The sequence below is a fragment of the Marinobacter suaedae genome (genome assembly GCF_030519635.1).
Classification (GTDB): Bacteria; Pseudomonadota; Gammaproteobacteria; order Pseudomonadales; family Oleiphilaceae; genus Marinobacter; species Marinobacter suaedae.
Map to the genome: position 1 here is coordinate 1,847,206 of NZ_JAUMIS010000001.1, position 19,578 is coordinate 1,866,783.

20 protein-coding genes are annotated in these 19,578 nt (G+C 57.7%); 11 read left to right on the plus strand and 9 right to left on the minus strand.

Annotated features, from left to right (window positions below):
* Window positions 1-133: 133 nt before the first annotated feature.
* The 3 genes from QVZ43_RS08435 to QVZ43_RS08445 all read right to left on the minus strand — a co-directional run bounded on the left by QVZ43_RS08435 (window position 134) and on the right by QVZ43_RS08445 (window position 2,350).
* Window positions 134-718, minus strand: coding sequence for a YggT family protein (locus QVZ43_RS08435; protein WP_223795863.1), 585 nt, complete (start codon window positions 716-718; stop codon window positions 134-136).
* Window positions 719-740: 22 nt separating this feature from the next.
* Window positions 741-1,574, minus strand: coding sequence for a pyrroline-5-carboxylate reductase (gene proC, locus QVZ43_RS08440; RefSeq protein ID WP_302909568.1), 834 nt, complete (start codon window positions 1,572-1,574; stop codon window positions 741-743).
* Between the two features lie 71 nt (window positions 1,575-1,645).
* On the minus strand, window positions 1,646-2,350 hold the full coding sequence (locus QVZ43_RS08445; protein ID WP_302909569.1) for a YggS family pyridoxal phosphate-dependent enzyme: 705 nt from the start codon (window positions 2,348-2,350) through the stop codon (window positions 1,646-1,648).
* Window positions 2,351-2,493: 143 nt separating this feature from the next.
* Here QVZ43_RS08445 and QVZ43_RS08450 point away from each other — a divergent pair, with 143 nt between their 5' ends.
* The 3 genes from QVZ43_RS08450 to QVZ43_RS08460 all read left to right on the plus strand — a co-directional run bounded on the left by QVZ43_RS08450 (window position 2,494) and on the right by QVZ43_RS08460 (window position 6,252).
* Window positions 2,494-3,528, plus strand: coding sequence for a type IV pilus twitching motility protein PilT (locus tag QVZ43_RS08450; protein ID WP_223795866.1), 1,035 nt, complete (start codon window positions 2,494-2,496; stop codon window positions 3,526-3,528).
* A 38-nt stretch (window positions 3,529-3,566) separates the two neighbouring features.
* Entirely contained in the window at window positions 3,567-4,688 is a 1,122-nt protein-coding gene (locus QVZ43_RS08455; RefSeq protein ID WP_223795867.1) for a PilT/PilU family type 4a pilus ATPase, read from the plus strand.
* A gap of 109 nt (window positions 4,689-4,797) precedes the next feature.
* Complete coding sequence (locus QVZ43_RS08460; RefSeq protein WP_302909570.1) at window positions 4,798-6,252, plus strand: OmpP1/FadL family transporter; 1,455 nt, start codon at window positions 4,798-4,800, stop codon at window positions 6,250-6,252.
* A gap of 36 nt (window positions 6,253-6,288) precedes the next feature.
* Here QVZ43_RS08460 and QVZ43_RS08465 read toward each other — a convergent pair whose 3' ends face one another.
* A complete protein-coding gene (locus tag QVZ43_RS08465) occupies window positions 6,289-6,672 on the minus strand; it encodes a hypothetical protein (RefSeq protein ID WP_223795869.1) in 384 nt (127 codons plus the stop codon).
* Window positions 6,673-6,918: 246 nt separating this feature from the next.
* The gene (polA, locus tag QVZ43_RS08470; RefSeq protein WP_302909571.1) at window positions 6,919-9,645 is read right to left on the minus strand and encodes a DNA polymerase I; all 2,727 of its coding nucleotides are present in this window, start codon (window positions 9,643-9,645) and stop codon (window positions 6,919-6,921) included.
* 87 nt (window positions 9,646-9,732) lie between these two features.
* Between polA and QVZ43_RS08475 the strand changes: the two genes are divergently transcribed.
* The gene (locus QVZ43_RS08475; RefSeq protein ID WP_302909572.1) at window positions 9,733-10,074 is read left to right on the plus strand and encodes a DUF2782 domain-containing protein; all 342 of its coding nucleotides are present in this window, start codon (window positions 9,733-9,735) and stop codon (window positions 10,072-10,074) included.
* A gap of 254 nt (window positions 10,075-10,328) precedes the next feature.
* Window positions 10,329-10,739, plus strand: a complete 411-nt coding sequence (locus QVZ43_RS08480; RefSeq protein WP_302909573.1) for a hypothetical protein — start codon at window positions 10,329-10,331, stop codon at window positions 10,737-10,739.
* A 107-nt stretch (window positions 10,740-10,846) separates the two neighbouring features.
* Here QVZ43_RS08480 and QVZ43_RS08485 read toward each other — a convergent pair whose 3' ends face one another.
* Entirely contained in the window at window positions 10,847-11,500 is a 654-nt protein-coding gene (locus QVZ43_RS08485) for a DUF4124 domain-containing protein (protein ID WP_302909574.1), read from the minus strand.
* Between the two features lie 2 nt (window positions 11,501-11,502).
* Window positions 11,503-12,141 (minus strand): orotate phosphoribosyltransferase, encoded by a 639-nt coding sequence (gene pyrE, locus QVZ43_RS08490; protein ID WP_223795874.1) that lies wholly within the window; start codon window positions 12,139-12,141, stop codon window positions 11,503-11,505.
* A gap of 81 nt (window positions 12,142-12,222) precedes the next feature.
* Between pyrE and QVZ43_RS08495 the strand changes: the two genes are divergently transcribed.
* The gene (locus QVZ43_RS08495) at window positions 12,223-13,029 is read left to right on the plus strand and encodes an exodeoxyribonuclease III (RefSeq protein ID WP_302909575.1); all 807 of its coding nucleotides are present in this window, start codon (window positions 12,223-12,225) and stop codon (window positions 13,027-13,029) included.
* A 42-nt stretch (window positions 13,030-13,071) separates the two neighbouring features.
* On the opposite strand, the gene rph is transcribed toward QVZ43_RS08495, so the two are convergent.
* Complete coding sequence (rph, locus tag QVZ43_RS08500; RefSeq protein ID WP_302909576.1) at window positions 13,072-13,788, minus strand: ribonuclease PH; 717 nt, start codon at window positions 13,786-13,788, stop codon at window positions 13,072-13,074.
* Window positions 13,789-13,957: 169 nt separating this feature from the next.
* Between rph and QVZ43_RS08505 the strand changes: the two genes are divergently transcribed.
* From QVZ43_RS08505 to QVZ43_RS08525, 5 genes are all read left to right on the plus strand, one after another.
* On the plus strand, window positions 13,958-14,824 hold the full coding sequence (locus tag QVZ43_RS08505; protein WP_302909577.1) for a YicC/YloC family endoribonuclease: 867 nt from the start codon (window positions 13,958-13,960) through the stop codon (window positions 14,822-14,824).
* A gap of 108 nt (window positions 14,825-14,932) precedes the next feature.
* Entirely contained in the window at window positions 14,933-15,559 is a 627-nt protein-coding gene (gene gmk / locus QVZ43_RS08510) for a guanylate kinase (RefSeq protein ID WP_302909578.1), read from the plus strand.
* Window positions 15,560-15,649: 90 nt separating this feature from the next.
* Entirely contained in the window at window positions 15,650-15,862 is a 213-nt protein-coding gene (gene rpoZ, locus QVZ43_RS08515; protein ID WP_206645167.1) for a DNA-directed RNA polymerase subunit omega, read from the plus strand.
* 166 nt (window positions 15,863-16,028) lie between these two features.
* Window positions 16,029-18,173 (plus strand): RelA/SpoT family protein, encoded by a 2,145-nt coding sequence (locus QVZ43_RS08520; protein ID WP_223795879.1) that lies wholly within the window; start codon window positions 16,029-16,031, stop codon window positions 18,171-18,173.
* A 78-nt stretch (window positions 18,174-18,251) separates the two neighbouring features.
* On the plus strand, window positions 18,252-18,638 hold the full coding sequence (locus QVZ43_RS08525) for a RidA family protein (RefSeq protein WP_223795880.1): 387 nt from the start codon (window positions 18,252-18,254) through the stop codon (window positions 18,636-18,638).
* 63 nt (window positions 18,639-18,701) lie between these two features.
* Here the strand turns inward: QVZ43_RS08525 and QVZ43_RS08530 are convergent, their stop codons facing one another.
* Window positions 18,702-19,565 carry an NAD-dependent epimerase/dehydratase family protein gene (locus tag QVZ43_RS08530; RefSeq protein WP_302909579.1) on the minus strand — a complete coding sequence of 288 codons (864 nt, stop codon included), beginning with the start codon at window positions 19,563-19,565 and terminating at the stop codon, window positions 18,702-18,704.
* Window positions 19,566-19,578: the final 13 nt, after the last annotated feature.

The window sequence follows — 19,578 nt, forward strand, 5'->3', positions numbered from 1 at the left end:
ATTGTCGGATATGATTGACTTTTTTGTCGGTGGGAGCGTAAAAAAGCTGCAAAATCATAGGCATGATGATGCAGCTTGCGAGAGTTTAACTCGGCGGGAATAGTTGTAACAAATTGTTTTCTTGAGGATTTGTTTACATTCCCAACCCTATTGAGCCGAGGCCGGCGGCCAGCTTCATGTGCTTGATCACCACCGAGACCACGTTGAGGATCAGGAACACCAGGATCGGCGACAGGTCCAGTCCGCCCATGGACGGCATGATGTTCCGGATCGGTCGAATCACCGGCTCGGTTATCTGGGCAACAAGCTGGATGGCCGGGTGTGAACTGCCCGGGGCGATCCAGCTCACCACCACCACGGCAATGACTGACCAGAAATAGATCTTCACAATCAGGTCCAGCACGTTCAGGAAGGCCCAGACCAGCAAGGTGAGGGGGTTGATCGCCGGGATACCGCCGTTCATGGCGATGAGGATCAGGAAGAATGTGAGGGCCTGAATGAGTATCGCCAACACCAGCGCAGCGCCGTCAACACCACCCCAGCCGGGTATGATCCGTCGCAAGGGCCGCAGTAACGGATTGGTAGCCTTCACCACAAACTGGGATATGGGGTTGTAGAAGTCCGCTCGCGCGAGCTGCAGCAGAAAGCGCAGCAGCACGATGGTCATGTAGAACGTGGATGCAATCAGCAGGATGGTAATCAGGATTTCTGCCAGCATGTAGCCGTATCTCCGTTAACGGTTATTGTTTGCCTGCCAGTTGTTCCGCCATTTCCTCTGATCGCTTGAAGGCCGTGGTATAGGCTGTCTGGAACAGGTCACGAAGACCGCCCTCTTCAAACGCGTGGATGGCGCGCTCGGTCACGCCGCCCGGGGACATGACGTTCTGTTTCAGTTGTGCCGGGTCGTGCTCGCTGCGGGCGGCCATCTCGGCGGCGCCCGCCATGGTCTGAATGGCGAGTGAGCGAGCGGTGTCATCCGCCATGCCCGCATTCTTCGCCGCCTCTTCCAGTGCTTCCAGTATCAGGAAAAAGTAGGCCGGGCCACAGCCAGACAGCGCGGTTACGCCATGGAGCATGTTTTCCTCTTCAACCCACAGTGCAATGCCAATACTCTCAAAGGCCTTCTGTACCATGGTCTTTTGTTCATCGCTAACGCGGTCGTTGGCGTAAAGGCCTGCCGCGCCTTTGCCGACCAGGGACGGGGTGTTGGGCATCACCCTGGCGACAGGGAGTCCGCCGCCCAGCCATTGATCCAGTGTGTCGGCGGTCAGGCCGGCGGCGATGGAAACCATCAGCGGTCGAGTGTTCTGGACCACCGGTGCGATGTCATGGCACACGTCGGCCATCACCTGTGGCTTGACGGCGAGGATGACCATATCCGCCTGCTGGGCGCAGTGACGGTTATCGGTGGTGACGCTCACTCCGAACTGTTTGCGAACGGACTGCAGGTGGCCGTCGTCCGGAGCGCTGACCCAGATGTTTTCGGCTTTGTAGCCGTGATCGAGCATGCCGCCAATGATGGCGCTGGCCATGTTGCCGGCACCAATGAACGAGATGGTTGGTGATTTGCTCAAGGTTTACTCCACAGGTTGGTCGTGTAAATCGATAGCGTCGTTGGTGCTGATCATAGCAGGAACAATTGGCCTCAGTCCTTGGCTGGCCTTTTTCCGAAAATAGCGGTCCCCACCCTGACCCAGGTTGAACCCTCAGCCACCGCCAGTTCCATGTCGCCGGACATGCCCATGGACAGTGTGTCCAGCGGACCGGCCTCCGGGAATGAGTGCTTAAGTTCCCGTAGTGCATTGGCGAGTTGACGGAAGCTCAGCCGCAGATCGGCTTCTGGCTGATCCGGGTCCGGAATGGCCATCAGGCCCCGTAAGGCGATGTTGGGGAGTTCCCCGATGTCCCTCGCCAGCTCAGGCAGTGCGTCCAGAGTACACCCGGCCTTGGTGTCTTCGTTATTGATATTGATCTGAATGCAAATATTCAATGGCGGTTGATCAGATTCCCGCTGCTCGCTGAGCCGGCGGGCAATTTTCAGGCGATCGACGCTGTGCACCCAGTCGAACGCCGAGGCGATTTGCCGGGTCTTGTTGGACTGGATCGGACCGATGAAATGCCACTCGATATCCGGCAGATCTGACAGCGTTTCAATCTTGTCGAGTGCTTCCTGCAGGTAGTTTTCACCGAAGGCTGTCTGCCCGGCGGCAACGGCCTCGCGAATGTCCTCCGCAGGACGGGTCTTACTCACCGCCAGCAGGTGCACGGCGCCTGGCTCGCGGCCTGCCTGTAATGTTGCTTTTTGTATGCGTCGGGTTACGCTCCCGATGTTGTCTGCTATGCTGCTCATCGTGCGAGTTCGCCTGGTCCGATCGGTCACTTTTGGGGGTGACACGTTACCCGCAGGTTGCTGAATTGCCAAGTGATCTGAGGCGGACACTCCATCGGGCGATAGCTCCCAGATAAGAAAGATAATGCCTTCCGAGGAACCCTATGGATATTACTGAACTGCTTGCCTTTTCGGCCAAACAGGGTGCGTCTGACTTGCACCTGTCTGCCGGCCTGCCGCCAATGATTCGTGTTGACGGTGATGTACGTCGTATCAACCTGCCGCCCATGGAGCACAAAGAGGTGCACGGGCTGATCTACGACATTATGAACGACAAGCAGCGTAAGGACTACGAGGAGTTCCTGGAGACCGATTTCTCCTTCGAGGTGCCGGGTGTTGCCCGTTTCCGTGTTAACGCCTTCAACCAGAACCGGGGCGCCGGTGCAGTCTTCCGGACCATCCCGTCCAAGGTTCTGACCATGGAAGACCTGGGCATGGGACAGGTGTTCAAGGACATCGCTTCAACACCGCGCGGTCTGGTGCTGGTGACTGGGCCGACCGGTTCCGGTAAGTCCACCACGCTGGCGGCGATGATGGACTATATCAACGATACCCGGTACGAACACATCCTCACCATCGAGGATCCGATCGAATTCGTACACGATTCCAAGAAGTGTCTGGTGAACCAGCGGGAAGTGCACCGGGACACCCTGGGCTTCAACGAAGCACTGCGTTCAGCGCTGCGGGAAGACCCCGATATCATCCTGGTGGGTGAGCTTCGGGACCTGGAAACCATTCGCCTGGCACTGACCGCGGCGGAAACCGGTCACCTGGTTTTCGGCACCCTGCACACCACCTCCGCCGCCAAGACCATCGACCGTGTGGTGGACGTATTCCCGGCCGAAGAGAAGTCCATGGTTCGTTCCATGCTCTCGGAATCCCTGCAGGCGGTTATTTCCCAGACCCTGATGAAAAAGATGGGGGGCGGCCGGGTGGCAGCCCACGAGATCATGATCGGCACCGCAGCCATCCGGAACCTGATCCGGGAAGACAAGATCGCCCAGATGTATTCGTCTATCCAGACCGGCGGGTCAATCGGCATGCAGACCCTGGACCAGTGCCTGGAGCGGTTGCTGCAGAAGGGACTGATTTCCAGGGAAGCGGCGCGCGCCAAGGCCAAGATGCCGGATAATTTCTGATTTGAGATTGAACTAAAACAAGTACTACAGGTGTTCTCATGGAATTCGAAAAGCTGCTTCGCTTGATGGTGGAAAAAGGGGGCTCGGACCTGTTCATTACGGCCGGTGTTCCGCCCAGCATGAAGGTCAACGGCAAGGTGCTTCCCGTGACCAAGAACGCGCTGACGCCGGAGCAAACCCGGGAGCTGGTCTACGGCTCTATGAACGATAGGCAGCGGGCTGAGTTCGAAGAAACCCATGAGTGCAACTTCGCGATCAGTGCCAGGGGAATCGGGCGCTTCCGTGTGAGTGCGTTTTTCCAGCGCAACCTGTGTGGCATGGTGCTGCGTCGCATTGAGGTGAAGATCCCGCAGATTGATGATCTGGCGTTGCCGGACGTCATCAAGGATCTGGCAATGACCAAGCGTGGCCTGATCATCTTCGTCGGCGCCACCGGTACCGGTAAATCCACCTCGCTGGCGGCCATGCTGGGGCATCGTAACCGGAATAGTCGCGGGCACATCATTTCCATCGAAGATCCGATCGAATTCGTGCACCAGCACCAGGGCTGCATCGTCACCCAGCGGGAAGTGGGGATCGACACCGAGAGCTTCGAGGTGGCCCTGAAGAACACTCTGCGCCAGGCGCCGGACGTCATCCTGATCGGTGAGGTACGAACCAAGCAGACCATGGAATACGCCGTCCAGTTTGCCGAGACCGGGCACCTGTGTCTGGCCACTCTGCACGCGAACAACGCGAACCAGGCGCTGGACCGGATTATCCAGTTCTTCCCGGCCGAGCAGCACAACCAGATCTGGATGGATTTGTCCCTCAACCTGAAGGCCATCGTGGCCCAGCAGTTGGTGCCGACACCCGACGGCCAGGGACGTAAGGCGGTGGTGGAAGTCCTGATTAATTCCCCGTTGGCGGCGGATCTGATCCGAAAGGGCGAGGTGCATAAACTCAAAGAGTTGATGTCCAAATCCAACGAAGGGGGCATGCAGACCTTCGACCAGGCGCTTTACAGGTTGTATGCTGAAGGATCGATCACCTACGAGGACGCTCTGGCACACGCCGATTCGGCGAACGACCTGCGTCTGATGATCAAACTGGGTGCTGATGCCCAGGGTGCGGATAAGTTGTCATCCACGGTCGACCGGTTGTCGATTCAGGACGATTAATTTCAACTCACTAATCGGTAGTTTCTGAATCAGTAGGTTTCATATTTGAGGCCGAAGGCATGTGCTGCGTATACTCCGCGCCCTTTACTGTCCGGAGGATACTGCGCATATGAAAACTTCCTGCCCGCATAAGACCTTACGCCTTACCGCACTGGCAGCCCTGGTTGCCCCGACGGCGTCCCTGGCCGGCGGCTTTGCTCTGAACGAGCAGAGTGCCAGTGCCATCGGGGTAGCCAATGCCGGTGTCGCTGCCAATCCAGAAAATGCCACCACCGTCCTGTTTAACCCCGCCGGCATGAGCCAGCTCTCGGGCACCAATCTCTCGTTTGGTGCGGCGCTGCTGGATATTGATGCGGAAGCGAAGGCTGGCACGATTTCCGCCCAGCGTCAGGTTCCTCAGGTGCCTATTGAGCCGGCAGGTAACGGCGGGGACATTGCTGATCTGGCCGTTCTGCCGAATTTCTATCTCACCCATGAAGTGAATGAGTCCATCGATGTGGGATTTGGTATTCATGCTCCCTACGGTTTGGCCGCGGACTATGAGAACGATTTCGCCGGGCGCTTTTTTGCTGATAAGACTGAGTTGACTGCCATCGCATTTACGCCGTCGATCGCTCTCAGCAACGGTGAAGGCCTGTCGATGGGGGTTGGGCTGAATATCATCTACGCAGAGGGTAGGCTGTCCCGATACTCAGATCCGAGCGGGATAGTATTTCGCCAGGCTCTCGCAGGTGGTGCTGATCCGGCAACCGCCGCCGCAACCGCAGCTGCCGTTGTGGGGAGCCTTCCGGCGGAGCCCTACTCTGATGTTGAAGGGGACGACGTGGGGGTCACTTTCCGAGTGGGCTTCCTCTATGAACTGTCGGACCGCACCCAATTTGGTCTGACTGCACAGACCGGGACGGAGCTTAAGCTAGAAGGCGATATCAGCGTGTCGAACTTTCCCGTCGTAAGTCCGACCGGAATCTCGACCACCACCCTGACGGAAGAGGTTGAAGTTCCGGCGGCCATCCCGGAGAGCATCACCTTTGGCGCTCGTCATGACTTAACCTCTGACGTGACGCTGTTAGCGGGTGCGACCTACGCCAGGTGGAGCCGGTTCGAAGAATTGGACATTCGCAGTCGCGAGGGTAATGCCGGGCAGGTTTCTTCCGCTCTGGGACTCACGCCGGGAGAGACCGAGAGCGATCCGATTTCCCATGTTACTGAAGATTGGAAAAACACCTGGCAGTTCAATCTGGGTGGTATCTGGCAAGCTACACCGGCATGGGCTTTCAAGGCGGGTTATGCATGGGATGAGTCACCGGTTCAGGACTTTGTGACTGCGCGCATCCCCTCAGAAGACCGACACTGGCTAACCCTGGGAGCCCAGTGGAAGGACGCGCAAAGCGGCTGGACGGTGGATGGGGCGCTGGGCACCCTGATTTTTGTTGACGATGGCAAGGTCGATGACCGTGAATACTCCCATGAGAATCCGACGGTGCAGAGCACCCCTGCCAACTACCAGGCTGAATATGACCTGAGCGCATGGAGCGCGTCCATACAGGTCAGCAAGTCGTTCTAGGAACGACCTGCCGAAGTGGGTTGACCGGTTTGCCGATCAGCCCACGACCTGCCCGCGATACATTCTTTTGGATTTTTGTGGGGGAGGTGACTCTGATACCTCCTGTTTTGATCTCGAGGAAGCTGGCTCCTCACCACCAAGAACTTGCCCGCGATACATCCTCTTGGGAGGCTGTTCGGACGTTTCCTCGTCCTCCGGCAGGCTGAGTTGCGGCACCTTCTCCTGAAGGGTCTCAAAGGCGCGTGTCAGGTGAGAGGAGCGCGATTTGCTCGCGTACTTTGCCAGTTGCTGTTCGAGGTGCTCTTCCGTGAGGTGCAGTTTCACGCCGAACTCTGATTGGATCAGGCGTCGGCATTGGTGAAACAGTTTGAGCAGGCTCGGGTCCAGCAACCAGTGGCGTTCTGATGCCAGTGATGTCATGGATACTGCCTCGGTCTCTAGTGTCACAACAAGGGTGGCGAATGCACTCATCCAATTGAGCGTTTGTCACCCGACACAGTAAGTAAGGCAGGAAGTGTGCCGCTTTTCACAAAAAGGCCGGGAGGGCCGTTGTGGGGCGGTTTTGCGTGACAGTTGGGCAGAGAGGTTGCGGGCAGGGTGCACCGATGCCTGTCAAATTTCGGTGCACGCCCATATCACTTTGCCCGGTTTTGGTGAATTCCAGTCCTAGTGGGCCTCGTCCCAGTTGTCGCCGACGCCAGCCTCCACCAGCAGCGGGACATCGAGTTCTGCGGCGGCAGACATTCTCTCGACCAACCCTTCACGGATTGCATCGAGACAGTCTTCCCGAACTTCAAGAATCAGTTCGTCGTGCACCTGCATGGTCATTCGGGCCTTCTCGGCATGCTCCTGGGTCAGCCAGTGATCGATCTCGATCATCGCCCGCTTGATGATGTCAGCCGCTGTGCCCTGCATTGGTGCGTTAATGGCCGTGCGCTCGGCAGCCTGTTGCATCTGTTTGTTCCGGGCATTGATTTCCGGCAGGTAGAGGCGCCGGCCAAACAAGGTTTCAACGAAGCCATCCTCATGGGCCTGCTTCCGTATGTTGTCCATATAGCTCAGAACGCCCGGGTACCGTTCGAAATAGCGGTCGATGTATTGCTGGGCGACTTTACGCTCCACACCCAGTTGGCGGGACAGGCCAAAAGCCGACATGCCATAGATCAGACCAAAGTTAATGGCCTTGGCGCTCCGGCGCTGATCGGCTGAAACCTCTTCCAGCGATACCCCGAAAACTTCGGCGGCCGTCGCCTTGTGAATGTCTTCCCCGTGCGCAAAGGCGGTCAACAAGCCTTTGTCACCGGACAGGTGAGCCATGATGCGAAGTTCGATCTGGGAATAATCCGCTGCTACCAGTTTGTAGCCATCCTGCGCGATGAAGGCCTGCCGGATGCGGCGCCCCTGTTCCGTTCGAATAGGGATGTTCTGCAGATTCGGTTCCGACGATGACAGGCGACCGGTGGCCGTAACGGCCTGATGATAGGAGGTATGAACCCGACCGGTACGGTGGTGAATCAGCTCGGGCAGGGTGTCGGTGTAGGTCGACTTCAGTTTGCTCAGACTGCGGTGTTCCAGAATCAGTCGGGGCAGTTCGTGCTCGTGGGCCAGTTCCTGCAATACGGGTTCGGCCGTGGACGGCGCGCCCTTCGGCGTTTTCTTGATCACCGGCAGGCCCAGCTTGTCATAGAAGATGGCCTGCAGTTGCTTGGTGGACCCGAGATTGAAGGTTTCACCCGCCACCTCGTGGGCTTCCTTTTCCAGTTCCGCCATCCGTTCTGCCAGTTCCTGGCTGTGTTGCCGCAGGGTGCTGGCGCTGATCAGGGTGCCCCGCTGCTCCATACGGGAGAGTACGGGAACAAGCGGAAGATCAATGTCCTGGTAGACCGCTGCCAGCTTGCCGGTCGCCTTGAGTTGCGGTGCCAAAGTCTGGTGCAGGCGCAGGGTAATGTCGGCGTCTTCCGCGGCATACGGCCCGGCTTTTTCCAGATCAATCTGGTTGAACGTGAGTTGTTTCGCGCCTTTGCCGGCGATTGACTCAAAGCTGATGGTTTTCTCGCCCAGGTATTGCATGGCGAGGCTGTCCATATCGTGTCGGGTCGCAACCGAGTTCAGTACGTAGGACTCAAGCATGGTGTCGGCGGCAATGCCTTCGAGGGTGATGCCGTGGTTGGCCAGCACATTCTTGTCGTATTTCAGGTTCTGGCCAACTTTCTGGTGTTCGGCCGACTCAAGCAGTGGCTTGAGCTGCTCCAGGACCGAATCCCGGTCGAGCTGTTCGGGCGCGCCCATGTAATCGTGACCCAGAGGCACGTAAGCCGCCTCCCCGGGTTCGATGGCGAAGGATACGCCGACCACTTCTGCATCCATGTAGCGCAGGCTGGTGGTTTCGGTGTCGAACGCAAAGCGTTCTGCTTCTTCCAGGCGTTTCAGCCAGGCTTCGAACTCGCTCTGCTCGGTGACGATGCTGTAGCGCTTTTCAGCGGGAGGGGTATCGGTCTTGTCGGTCGAGCTATCCGACGCTTGCGCCTTGTCGTTGCTTTCCAGCTCGGCAACCCATGAGCGGAATTCGTATTCCTTGAACAGGCTCAGCAGTTGCTCGTCATCCTGATCCTCCGGGCTGAGTTCTTCCAGGCCAAGGTCCAGTTCGACATCGGTTTTGATCGTAGCCAGTTCACGGCTCAGGGGCAGGGAGCCCAGTGCGTCCCGAAGGTACTCGCCAATCTTGCCCTTGACCTCGTCGGCATGGGACATGACGTTGTCGAGATCGTCGTACTGCTGTAACCATTTTACGGCGGTTTTAGGGCCGCACTTGTTAACGCCCGGAATGTTGTCCACCTTGTCGCCCACCAGGGCCAGGTAGTCGATGATCTGGTCCGGCCGGACGCCAAATTTCTCCACCACGCCGTCCCGATCCATGCGGGTTTCGGTCATGGTGTTGATCAGGGTGACGTGATCACTCACCAGCTGGGCCATGTCTTTGTCGCCGGTTGAGACCACGACATCAATGCCTTTGTCCGTCGCCTCGTTGGCCAGGGTGCCAATCACATCGTCGGCTTCGACGCCGGAAATGATGAGCAACGGCAGGCCCATGGCCCGGATGATGTTGTGGATCGGTTCGATCTGGCTGGCCAGGTCTTCCGGCATGGGCGGGCGATTGGCCTTGTACTCCTCGTACATCTCATGGCGGAAGGTTTTTCCTTTGGCGTCAAAGACCACCACGATTTTCGACTCGGGGAAATCCTGCTCCAGACGTCGAAGCATGCTGATAACGCCCTTGATTGCGCCGGTGGGCTGATCCTTGCTCGTGGTAAGCGGTGGCAATGCGTGGTAGGCGCGGAAAAGATAGGACGAACCGTCCACGAGAACGACCGGTGGAGTCTTTTGCTGAGTCATGTCAAAACGGGTCCGGATTTCAATTGAAGCGTGGGTTGGCTTGTGCAACTCTGTACGGAATTCGAATGGCAGAAGGGTACCACGAAAATGAAGCCAATCGCTTTCTCCCTCGGCGGCCTGATGATTGTGCTTTCGGTGGCGGTTTCGGCCCAGGGCAGCGGGGTGCTGGATGAGAATCTGGTTCAGACTCCGGACGAACCGGTGGTGATTACCGACTACGCGCCCGACGGTGATGCGCCCCAGATTGTCATCCGGCCGGGCGATGATGCGGTGTTCTATGAATACCGGGTCAACGGCCAGATTGTCGAAATCAAGGTGGTGCCGGAAGTCGGACCTGAATACTACCTCGTGCCGAGCGACGGCGGTGGTTGGATTCGGGAAACCGAATCCGACATGCTGGTGCCCAGCTGGGTGCTGTTCCGCTGGTAAGGGCCCTGATCCCCCCTTTTTTCCTGTCCGGCTCAGAGGGGGGGTGCTGTTACCGTTTCGCACGAAGCACTCTCCAGGGCGCGGATATCAGGAGCATGGCAGCCGGGTAAAACTACGTATCGCCCATGGCTTTGCTTTTAGTATGAACATTCTAATTTTTCTCCGTAACGTGAAGGTCGGATATCAGAGAAGGCCGGCAGTTTTAGCTTGGTCGCCTGACTCTAAGCACTTTCAGAAAACCAAGGAGAAATGACATGGGTAAACTCAAGACTTACCAGGAACAGATTCAGGAAATCGTCGAGAAAGGCATCAACACTGCTGAAGAAAAGCAGAAAGAGCTGTCTGCCATGCCGTTCGATTACGCCGAAAAGCTGGAAGCTGAAGTTCGCGAATACACCATCAAGAGCCTGCGTGAGCGCTACGATGGCTACAGCGAAACTCTGTTCGAGCAGCTGCGCAACCTGAACACCCGCTTCGGTGGCTTTGCTGCTGAGCTGGTTGCCAAACTGGAAAAAGAAGCCGCAGAAGGCGCTGACGCTGTAGCGGAAGCTGCTGAAGACGTCGCTGAGGCCGCTGAAGACGTCAAGAAGACGGTTTCAGCCAAGAAGCCGGCGGCTCGCAAGACCAAGGCTTCTGCTGCCAAGAAGTCTACTGCTTCTGCCTAAGCCTGGTTGCGGTCGTCCGAGCTAAAAAGTTTGGATGACATTGAAGTGAAAAGGGCAGCGTGTGATGCGCTGCCCTTTTTTAATCCCGGATTTCCGGAGTTTCGTTGTTACTGCGTCGATGAGATTTCGAGCGGCAGGGTGCGAGGTTCGCCGGTTACTTCTTCCAACCGACTGATATCGGCCTCGAAATCTTCGCGGACCCGATCAATGTCTGCGTTCTGGTTGCTGATTTCGCCCTCAAGTTCATCAATCTGGCTTTCGAGGCGGCGAATTTTTTCGAGCATGGCATCCGGGATATCCCGGCCGGCTCTTTCCAGATCTGCAGCGCGACCCTGCTCGCTTTCCAGTTGGCTGGCAAGGACGGAAATATTGCCGCGTTTAATCTGGATCAGGCCTGCGAGCTGTCGAACCTTCCGGTGCATGGCTTCGACCGCCTGATCCGGATGGCTGTACCGGCGCAGGAGTTGGCGGTCTTGTTCCTGTTGGATCTTCAGCGCTTCCTGTCGTTGCTTTTCCGCCTCCCGGGCGGCAATTTCTTCAGCCGTCGGTGCGGGTGCGACCGTCTCAATGACGCGCCCACTGTTGCCAAGAATGTCGTATCCGCGTTTGGTGGCGGCCTGGGGAATGGTATTGCTGATGACCACCTGGCCGTTATCGTCCGTATAACGGTACATTCTGGCTTCAGCGGTGGTGGCCAGGCCCATGCTGAACGCCAGCGCAACGATGGCTGATTTGCCGGCTGGACGAGAGATGTGGGGCATGCTCAGACTCCGTAACGATCCCGATACTTGGCGACGTTGTCGGCGTGTCCGGCGAATTCCGGGTTGGCTTTCAGGTAATCCAGAATCTGTTCCAGCCGGATGATGCTGACAACAGGGATGCCGAACTGCTGCTCTACTTCCTGGATGGCAGACAATTCGCCGTTGCCCTTTTCCTGCCGATCCAGGGCAATCAGCACGCCTGCCGGTTCGGCACCGGCTTGCTGAATAAGATCAATGGACTCTCTGATGGCAGTACCTGCGGTGATGACATCATCCACAATGAGAACCTTGCCGTTTAATGGGGCGCCGACGATGTTTCCGCCCTCACCATGATCTTTCTTTTCCTTGCGGTTAAAGGCAAAAGGTTTGTTGTTACCGTCTGTTGCGAGGGCCATGGCGGTGACGGTCGCCAACGGGATGCCCTTATAGGCCGGTCCGAAAATGATGTCATAATTCAACTGGCTGCGTTCGATTGCAGCGGCATAGGCCTTGCTTAGTTGAAGAAGATCGTCGCCCGTATTGAACAGTCCTGCATTGAAAAAATAGGGGCTGGTGCGTCCGGACTTGAGTGTGAACTCTCCAAAACGGAGAACATTTCGACGGATGGCGAATTCAATGAAAGTCTTCTGATAGTCGTGCATGGCAAGGCTTCTGGCGGGGTTGTATCTTTAATTCAGACGTAAAAACGGTATCATACACACAAACCTAATCAGGGAACACGTATGCGGGTAGTATCAATCAGTGTGAACGGGCTCGCCCGGGCCGTTGATCAGGGTTTTTTTGAGTGGTTGGCCGGTCAGGATGCGGATGTTGTCTGTGTCCAGGATCACCGCATGCGGGCCTATGAAATCGAGGACATGGGGCTGATCCCGGAAGGGTACGAGGCCTACTTCATCGATGGCGAGAAAAACGAGCACGGTGGTGTGGGTATCTACACCCGTCATTTCCCCAAGGCCATCATGTACGGCTACGGCAACGAACTGGCAGACCGTGAAGGGCGCTTTATCCAGGCGGACTTCGACAAGGTGTCGGTGGCCTGTGTCCTGGCGCCCTGTGCCCTCGGCCGCGAAGAAGAGCTGGTCGGTGAGGACGATCTCACCGAGCTGGATCACAAAGATGAGTTCCTGGACGGTTTCGGGCTGCATCTGCAGAAAACCTTGCGCAAGCGGCGCCAGTTTATTTTCTGTGCCAACCTCCAGACCGCTCACCACGTAACCGACGCCAGTCCGCTGTACCACAAGCGTGATTTCTCCGGATTCCTGCCCCACGAGCGTGCATGGCTGGATCGTTTGATTGACGAGCTGGGCTGTGTGGATGCGTTTCGCGAAATCAACAAGCAGAGCGGGCAATATTCCTGGTGGCCAGAGCAAACCGAAGGCTCTCGACGCAGTGCCGGTATCCGGGTGGACTACCAGCTCCTGACGCCGGGTATTCGCAAGACCATTCTCGACGGCTGGATTGACGACTCGACCCGTTTCTCCGATCACGCCCCGGTGATCATGGACTACGATATCGACATCGGATTCTGAGAAGCCGGGCTGCCGCTGCGACAGCCCGAGTCCTGTCTTTTATTAGCCGGCTAACGCGGCTTTCTGAATTTCGAAGATCTTTTCGATACCCTGTTTGGCCAGAATCAGCATCTGGTCCAGCTCCTCCTGAGCAAACGGTGCACCCTCAGCGGTCCCCTGGATTTCGATAAAGCCGCCCTGGTCCGTCATGATCACGTTCATGTCGGTTTCGGCTTCGGAGTCTTCCGGGTAGTCGAGGTCCACCACTGGCTCTCCCTTGTAAACGCCGACTGACAGTGCCGCGATCATCTGCTTGAGAGGGGATTTGGCGAGGCGCTTTGCCGCGACCAGATGGTTCAGGGCGTCCACCAGCGCGACGCATCCGCCGGTGATGGCTGCCGTGCGCGTGCCGCCATCGGCCTGAATGACATCGCAGTCAACCGTGATGGTGTGCTCGCCCAAGGCACTCAGGTCGACGGCCGCGCGGAGGGAGCGGCCAATCAGACGCTGGATCTCAACGGTGCGTCCGCCCTGCTTGCCTCGTGCCGCTTCCCGGCCCATGCGGCTGCCAGTGGAGCGGGGAAGCATGCCGTATTCGGCGGTGATCCAGCCTTTGCCTTCGCCGCGCAGGAAGGGCGGGACTTTGTTTTCAACAGAGGCAGTGCAGATCACTTTGGTGTCGCCGAACTCAACCAGAACGGAACCCTCGGCATGGCGGGTGTAATTCCGGGTGATACGAACGTCTCTGGGCTGTTCGGGTGTTCTGCCACTTGGTCGCATAGTCATTCCTGAAGGTTTGGTCGGGGGCCGGCGTTGATGGGCCGGCGAGGTGAATGGAACAGGAGCGGGAGTATAACACGCTGCAAATCTCTCGCAGGCCGGGCGGTCGCCCGCACCAGTACGGGCCTGCTACACTCTTTGCATTTCCTCGATCAGAATTGGAGTGTCCATGATCAGAAGCATGACCGCCTTCGCCCGAAGTGATACCCAGGGTGAGTGGGGAACCCTCACCTGCGAGATCCGGACGGTGAACCACCGGTACCTGGAGCCTTCCTTTCGGTTGCCGGACGTATTACGGGAGCTTGAGAACAGCTTTCGGGAAGCGCTTCGAAAGCACCTGAAGCGGGGCAAGGTGGATGTGACCATGCGGCTGCAGTCGGCGGAGCAGGTCTCTGACAGTCTGGACGTAAATGAGGATCTGGTTCGGGCTGTCGGTCAGGCGGCCGCCAGGGTGAGTAGTCTTCTGGATAACCCGGCCCCGATCGACACGCTCGATGTCCTCCGGTGGCCCGGTGTGCTGTCAGTAGCGGAGCAGGATTTCAGTGAGGCCCGGGCAGCTGCGTCTGGTCTGTTTGATCAGGTGCTGGCGGAGCTGGTCAAGGTGCGCGAGCGGGAGGGGGAGCGCCTGCGGCCGCTGTTCAGTGAGCGACTCGAGACCATTACCCGGCAGGTGGCTGAAGTCCGGTCCCTGATGCCGGAATTGCTCAAGGCCCAGGAGCGGGTGCTCCGGGATCGGTTTGAAAAGGCCAGGGTGGAGCTGGAGCCAGAACGGGTTGCCCAAGAAATGGTAATGCTGGCCCAGAAGTGCGATGTGGCCGAAGAGCTGGACCGGCTGGATGCTCACGTCAGTGAAGTGACCGACACCCTGGCCAGTGACGCCGCTATTGGGCGCCGCCTCGACTTCCTGATGCAGGAACTCAATCGCGAAGCCAACACCCTCAGCAGTAAAAGCATTGACGCCCGGGTAACGCGCACGGCGGTCGACCTCAAGGTGCTGATCGAGCAGATGCGTGAGCAGGTGCAGAACCTGGAGTAGCTGCGAGGCAGCGTCGTTATCCGTATAATCTCGCGCTTTTATTCGCGGCGGGCCGGCCACCTTGGGTGAGGCCCGGTCGACATTATTCAAGTGGGAGTGCAGACAAACATGAGTGAGGCAGGTGAACAGGGCACGCTGTACGTGATCTCGGCGCCCTCGGGTGCGGGCAAGACCAGCCTGGTGGCCGCCATGCTGGAGGCGGACAGCAAACTGGGCGTTTCTGTATCTCACACCACCCGGCCCATGCGTCCCGGTGAACAGGATGGCGTGAACTACCATTTCGTGGCGCGAGATGAGTTCGAGGCCATGATTGCCCAGGGTGATTTTCTGGAACACGCGGATGTGTTCGGCAATTACTACGGCACCTCCCAGGCCTGGGTGCGTGAAACTCTGGCCAGTGGCCGCGATGTCATTCTGGAAATCGACTGGCAGGGGGCCGAGCAGGTTCGCCGCCTGATGCCGGAATGCGTGAGCATTTTCATTGTGCCGCCGTCACCCGAAGCACTTCGGGAGCGCCTGACCGGGCGTGGAACGGATGCGCCCGATGTAGTGGAGCGCCGTCTGGCGGAAGCGTCGGAAGAGTGCCGTCATGCCCTGGAATTTGATTATCTGGTGGTGAACGACCAGTTTGAGGAGGCGCTGGCCGATCTGCTGGCTATCGCAAGGTCCCAGCGGACCCGAATGGGTGTCCAGCAATATCGCCATCAGGCCCTGCTGGCCGGGCTGTCTGATTGAATTTGGTGCCCCTCTTGCTGTATACAAAGTGAACCGGGGAAAGTACACTACGCGGTCTTCTGATTTGGTCTGTTAATTTTCGGGGATAATATGGCACGAGTTACTGTTGAAGATTGCCTGGAACACGTTGATAACCGCTTCGAGTTGGTGATGCTGGCTACCAAGCGTTCTCGTCAGATTGCTACCAAAGGTGCTGAGCCGATGGTGCAGGAAGAAAACGACAAGCCGACCGTGCTCGCCCTGCGTGAAATTGCTGAAGGCAAGGTTAGCCGGACCATTCTCGACGAGACCGACGACGAATAAGATCGGGCAGGTAGAATTACGTACCTGGCTGAAACGGCGTTGATCTTCTGCTGCACGTTTTTATAGTGTATCTATAACGAAGACGTTGTAGGCAGGATCAGGAAGAACCCGGATGCGTGCATTCGGGTTTTTTTTGTCCCTGATCATCGAAGAGTGGGGAGGCGCGGTGTCGACAGAAGCAACGGTAGAAGGGCTGGCGAAAGAGCTCAGTACCTATCTTGATACCAGTCGCATCAATCAGGTGCGGCGAGCCTACTATTACGCCGAGCAGGCCCACGAAGGGCAGATGCGAAAAAGCGGCGATCGCTACATTACCCATCCCCTGGCAGTCGCCGGCATTCTGGCCGGTCTTCGTCTGGATCACCAGACGCTCATGGCTGCCATGCTGCACGATGTGATCGAAGATACCGGCATCCCCAAAGACGCCCTGTCCGAGCAGTTCGGTGATGATGTGGCTGAACTGGTGGATGGCGTCAGCAAGCTTACCCAGATTGAGTTCCGTTCCCGGGCCGAGGCCCAGGCCGAGAATTTCCAGAAAATGACGCTCGCCATGGCCCGGGATATCCGGGTCATCCTGGTCAAGCTGGCGGACCGCCTGCACAACATGCGCACCCTCGGGCCCATGCCCTACGAGAAACGCCAGCGAATCGCGACTGAAACCCTGGACATCTATGCGCCCATTGCCAATCGTCTGGGTATGCATTCCATTTGTACCGAGCTGGAAGATCTCGGGTTTTCCTCCCTGTACCCCATGCGGTCGAAGTACATCTCCAAGGCGGTACAGAAGCTGCGGGGCAGTCACCGGGAAATCATCGAAGAGATTCGTGGAAAATTAGAAGAAAAGCTGGATGAACGAGGCCTGCCGGGACGAATTATCGGGCGTGAGAAACACCTGAACAGCATCTACAACAAGATGAAGTTCAAGCAGAAGTCGTTCCACGAAATCATGGATGTGTACGCCTTCCGGATCATCACTGACACCGAAGACGACTGCTATCGCATACTCGGTGCCGTCCACAACCTCTACAAGCCGTTGCCGGGGCGCTTCAAAGATTACATTGCCATGCCCAAGGCCAATGGCTACCAGTCCCTGCACACAACGCTTTTTGGCATGCATGTGCACATTGAAATCCAGATCCGTACCGAGGAAATGGAGCACATTGCCAACAACGGTATTGCGGCGCACTGGATGTACAAGGATCAGGGTAGCGGTGTTACCAGTGTGAACCAGGCCCGTGTGGACCGCTGGGTAAAAGGTCTGATGGAAATGCGCGAGCGCGCGGAGGACTCCCAGGAATTCATCGAGCACGTGAAGGTGGATCTGTTCCCCGATGAAATCTACGTGTTCACCCCCAAGGGCAAGATCATGGAACTGCCGAGCGGCTCAACGCCGGTGGACTTTGCCTACGCCATTCATACCGATATAGGCAATGCGGCCGTGGCGTGCCGGGTTAACCGGAACCTTGGCTCTCTCAGTCAGCCATTGGAGAGTGGTCAGACCGTTGAGGTCATCACGGCGCCCGGTGCCCGACCCAATCCGGCCTGGCTGGGCTTTGTGGTTACCGGCAAAGCCAGAAGCAGTATTCGTCACACACTCAAGAGTCAGAAGCGTGCCGAGTCCCTGGAGCTGGGCAAGACCCTGCTGAAAAAGTCGCTCAAGGGCTTTGGTGCCAATCTGTCGGATATCAGTGATGCCCAGGTTCAGGCGGTGGTCAGCCACAACCAGGTGAACAGCTTTGACGACCTGGTGAGTGAAATCGGATTGGGCAACCGTATGGCCTATCTGGTTGCCCGGCAGCTTCTGTCCGGCTCCGAAGAAACTGCAGAGGTCAACGTCACCAAGGAACGTGGCAGTAATGGCGAGCAGAGTCCGGTGACCATTCGCGGTGTGGAAGGGTTGCTGGTGCGGTGTGCCAGCTGCTGCAAACCTATCCCGGGCGACCCGGTGGTCGGTATCATGGATTCGGGCAGGGGAATGGTGATTCACTCCGATACCTGCGTGCGCCTGCCAGCCGATGACGAAGGCCGCGCCCGGTTGACCCATCTGAACTGGGCGAAAGATATTACCGATGAGTTCTCGGTCGACCTGAAAGTGGAGCTGGTGCGCAAGCGAGGCGTAATTGCAGAAGTGGCTAATGCCGTCGCCATTGCCGATGGCAACATCGAGCGCATCAACGTCGAGGAGCAAAACGCCAAGTTCAGTGTTGTCAGCCTCGTGTTGCACGTTCAGGGCCGGAGGCACCTGGCCCGCGTGATGAGACGGGTCCGCAACATTCGTGCGGTGACTCACATCAGCCGGGTCCGCCACTGATCTGCTACTTGGGTCTGGTTGACACTGGTCGGCTTCAGAGGAGAGGATGGTCGTTTTGAAGAGAGGAAGTTTCAAACCATGACCAATAAGTCCATTATCCAGACAGATCAGGCACCTCAGGCGATCGGTCCTTACTCTCAGGCAGTGAAGGCGGGCGATACCGTATACCTGTCAGGCCAGATTCCGCTGGTGCCAGAAACTATGGAACTGGTTGAGGGCGACTTTGCCGCCAACACCCGCCAGGTTTTCGAAAATCTGAAAGCCGTGTGTGAGGCAGCTGGTGGTGGCCTGAAAGACATCGTTAAGCTGAATATCTTCATGACCGACCTGGCTAACTTTGCCACGGTCAATGAAATCATGGCGACCTACTTCCAGGAACCGTACCCGGCTCGAGCGGCCGTCGGTGTGGCTGCCCTGCCCAAGGGCGTGCCCATTGAAATGGAAGCCGTCATGGTGCTGAGCTAACATCTGACGGACAGCCATTAAAAGGGCGGCCTCTGAGCCGCCCTTTTTATTGCCCAAAGAACATCAGTGACCCATCATTTCCCGGTAACCGGCCCTGAAATCCGGGTAGTCAAACCGGAAGCCGGTGTCGAGTAACCTCTGGTTTCGGCAGCGCTTGCTGCCTGCCCGCCCGCCTTTCCGGGCACCCTCCACAGGGTCAGCGCAGGGCACCTGTTCCCTGACCCAGCCGACGACGGCATCCAGCCTTGCCGGCTCGCAATCGCTTGCAAGGTAAATGTCCTCCAGAGGCGTTCCCGCCAGGCTCAACGTCACCAGGTGTTCGACCACCCTGGCGGCGTCCGCCTCGTGTATCCGGTTACTGAACGGAGCAGGAGAGCTCGGGTTCATCCCCCCCTCGATCACTTCCTCCAGAAAGCGCCGTCTCGATGGCCCGTAGATGCCGCTGAAGCGCACTACGGTGGCGGGGTGTCCACTGTTCAGGGCAGTCTGCTCTCCGTGCAGTATCTGCTCGCCACTGGGTCGTGCGGGCCGTGTGGGGCTGCTCTCGTCCACCCAGCTGTCGTCGTCCTGTGAGTAAACGCTGGTACTGCTGATGAAAATCAATCGGGTCAGCGAGTGTGGCGGGATTTCTGCGAGCAAGTTGGTCAGGCCGGTCACATAGGCGTCCCGGTAGCCCTGTTCGTCGTAGCTGGCCGGCGTAAGGCAATAGATAACGACGTTGAGGTTATCCGGCAGGATGCCGGCCAGGGTGTCCGGTTTGCTCAGATCGGCCCGGACACCCTGGACGCCTTCGGGAACCCGGTCCGGATTTCGCCGCAAGCCAAAGACTTTGGCGGACGTGGACAGGCGCTGCGCAATAGCCCCGCCAAGCTTACCGCAGCCGGCAACCAGGATCCGGGGAGGCTGAGTGGGTTCATACGTTGCCATAGGCTTTATCAAT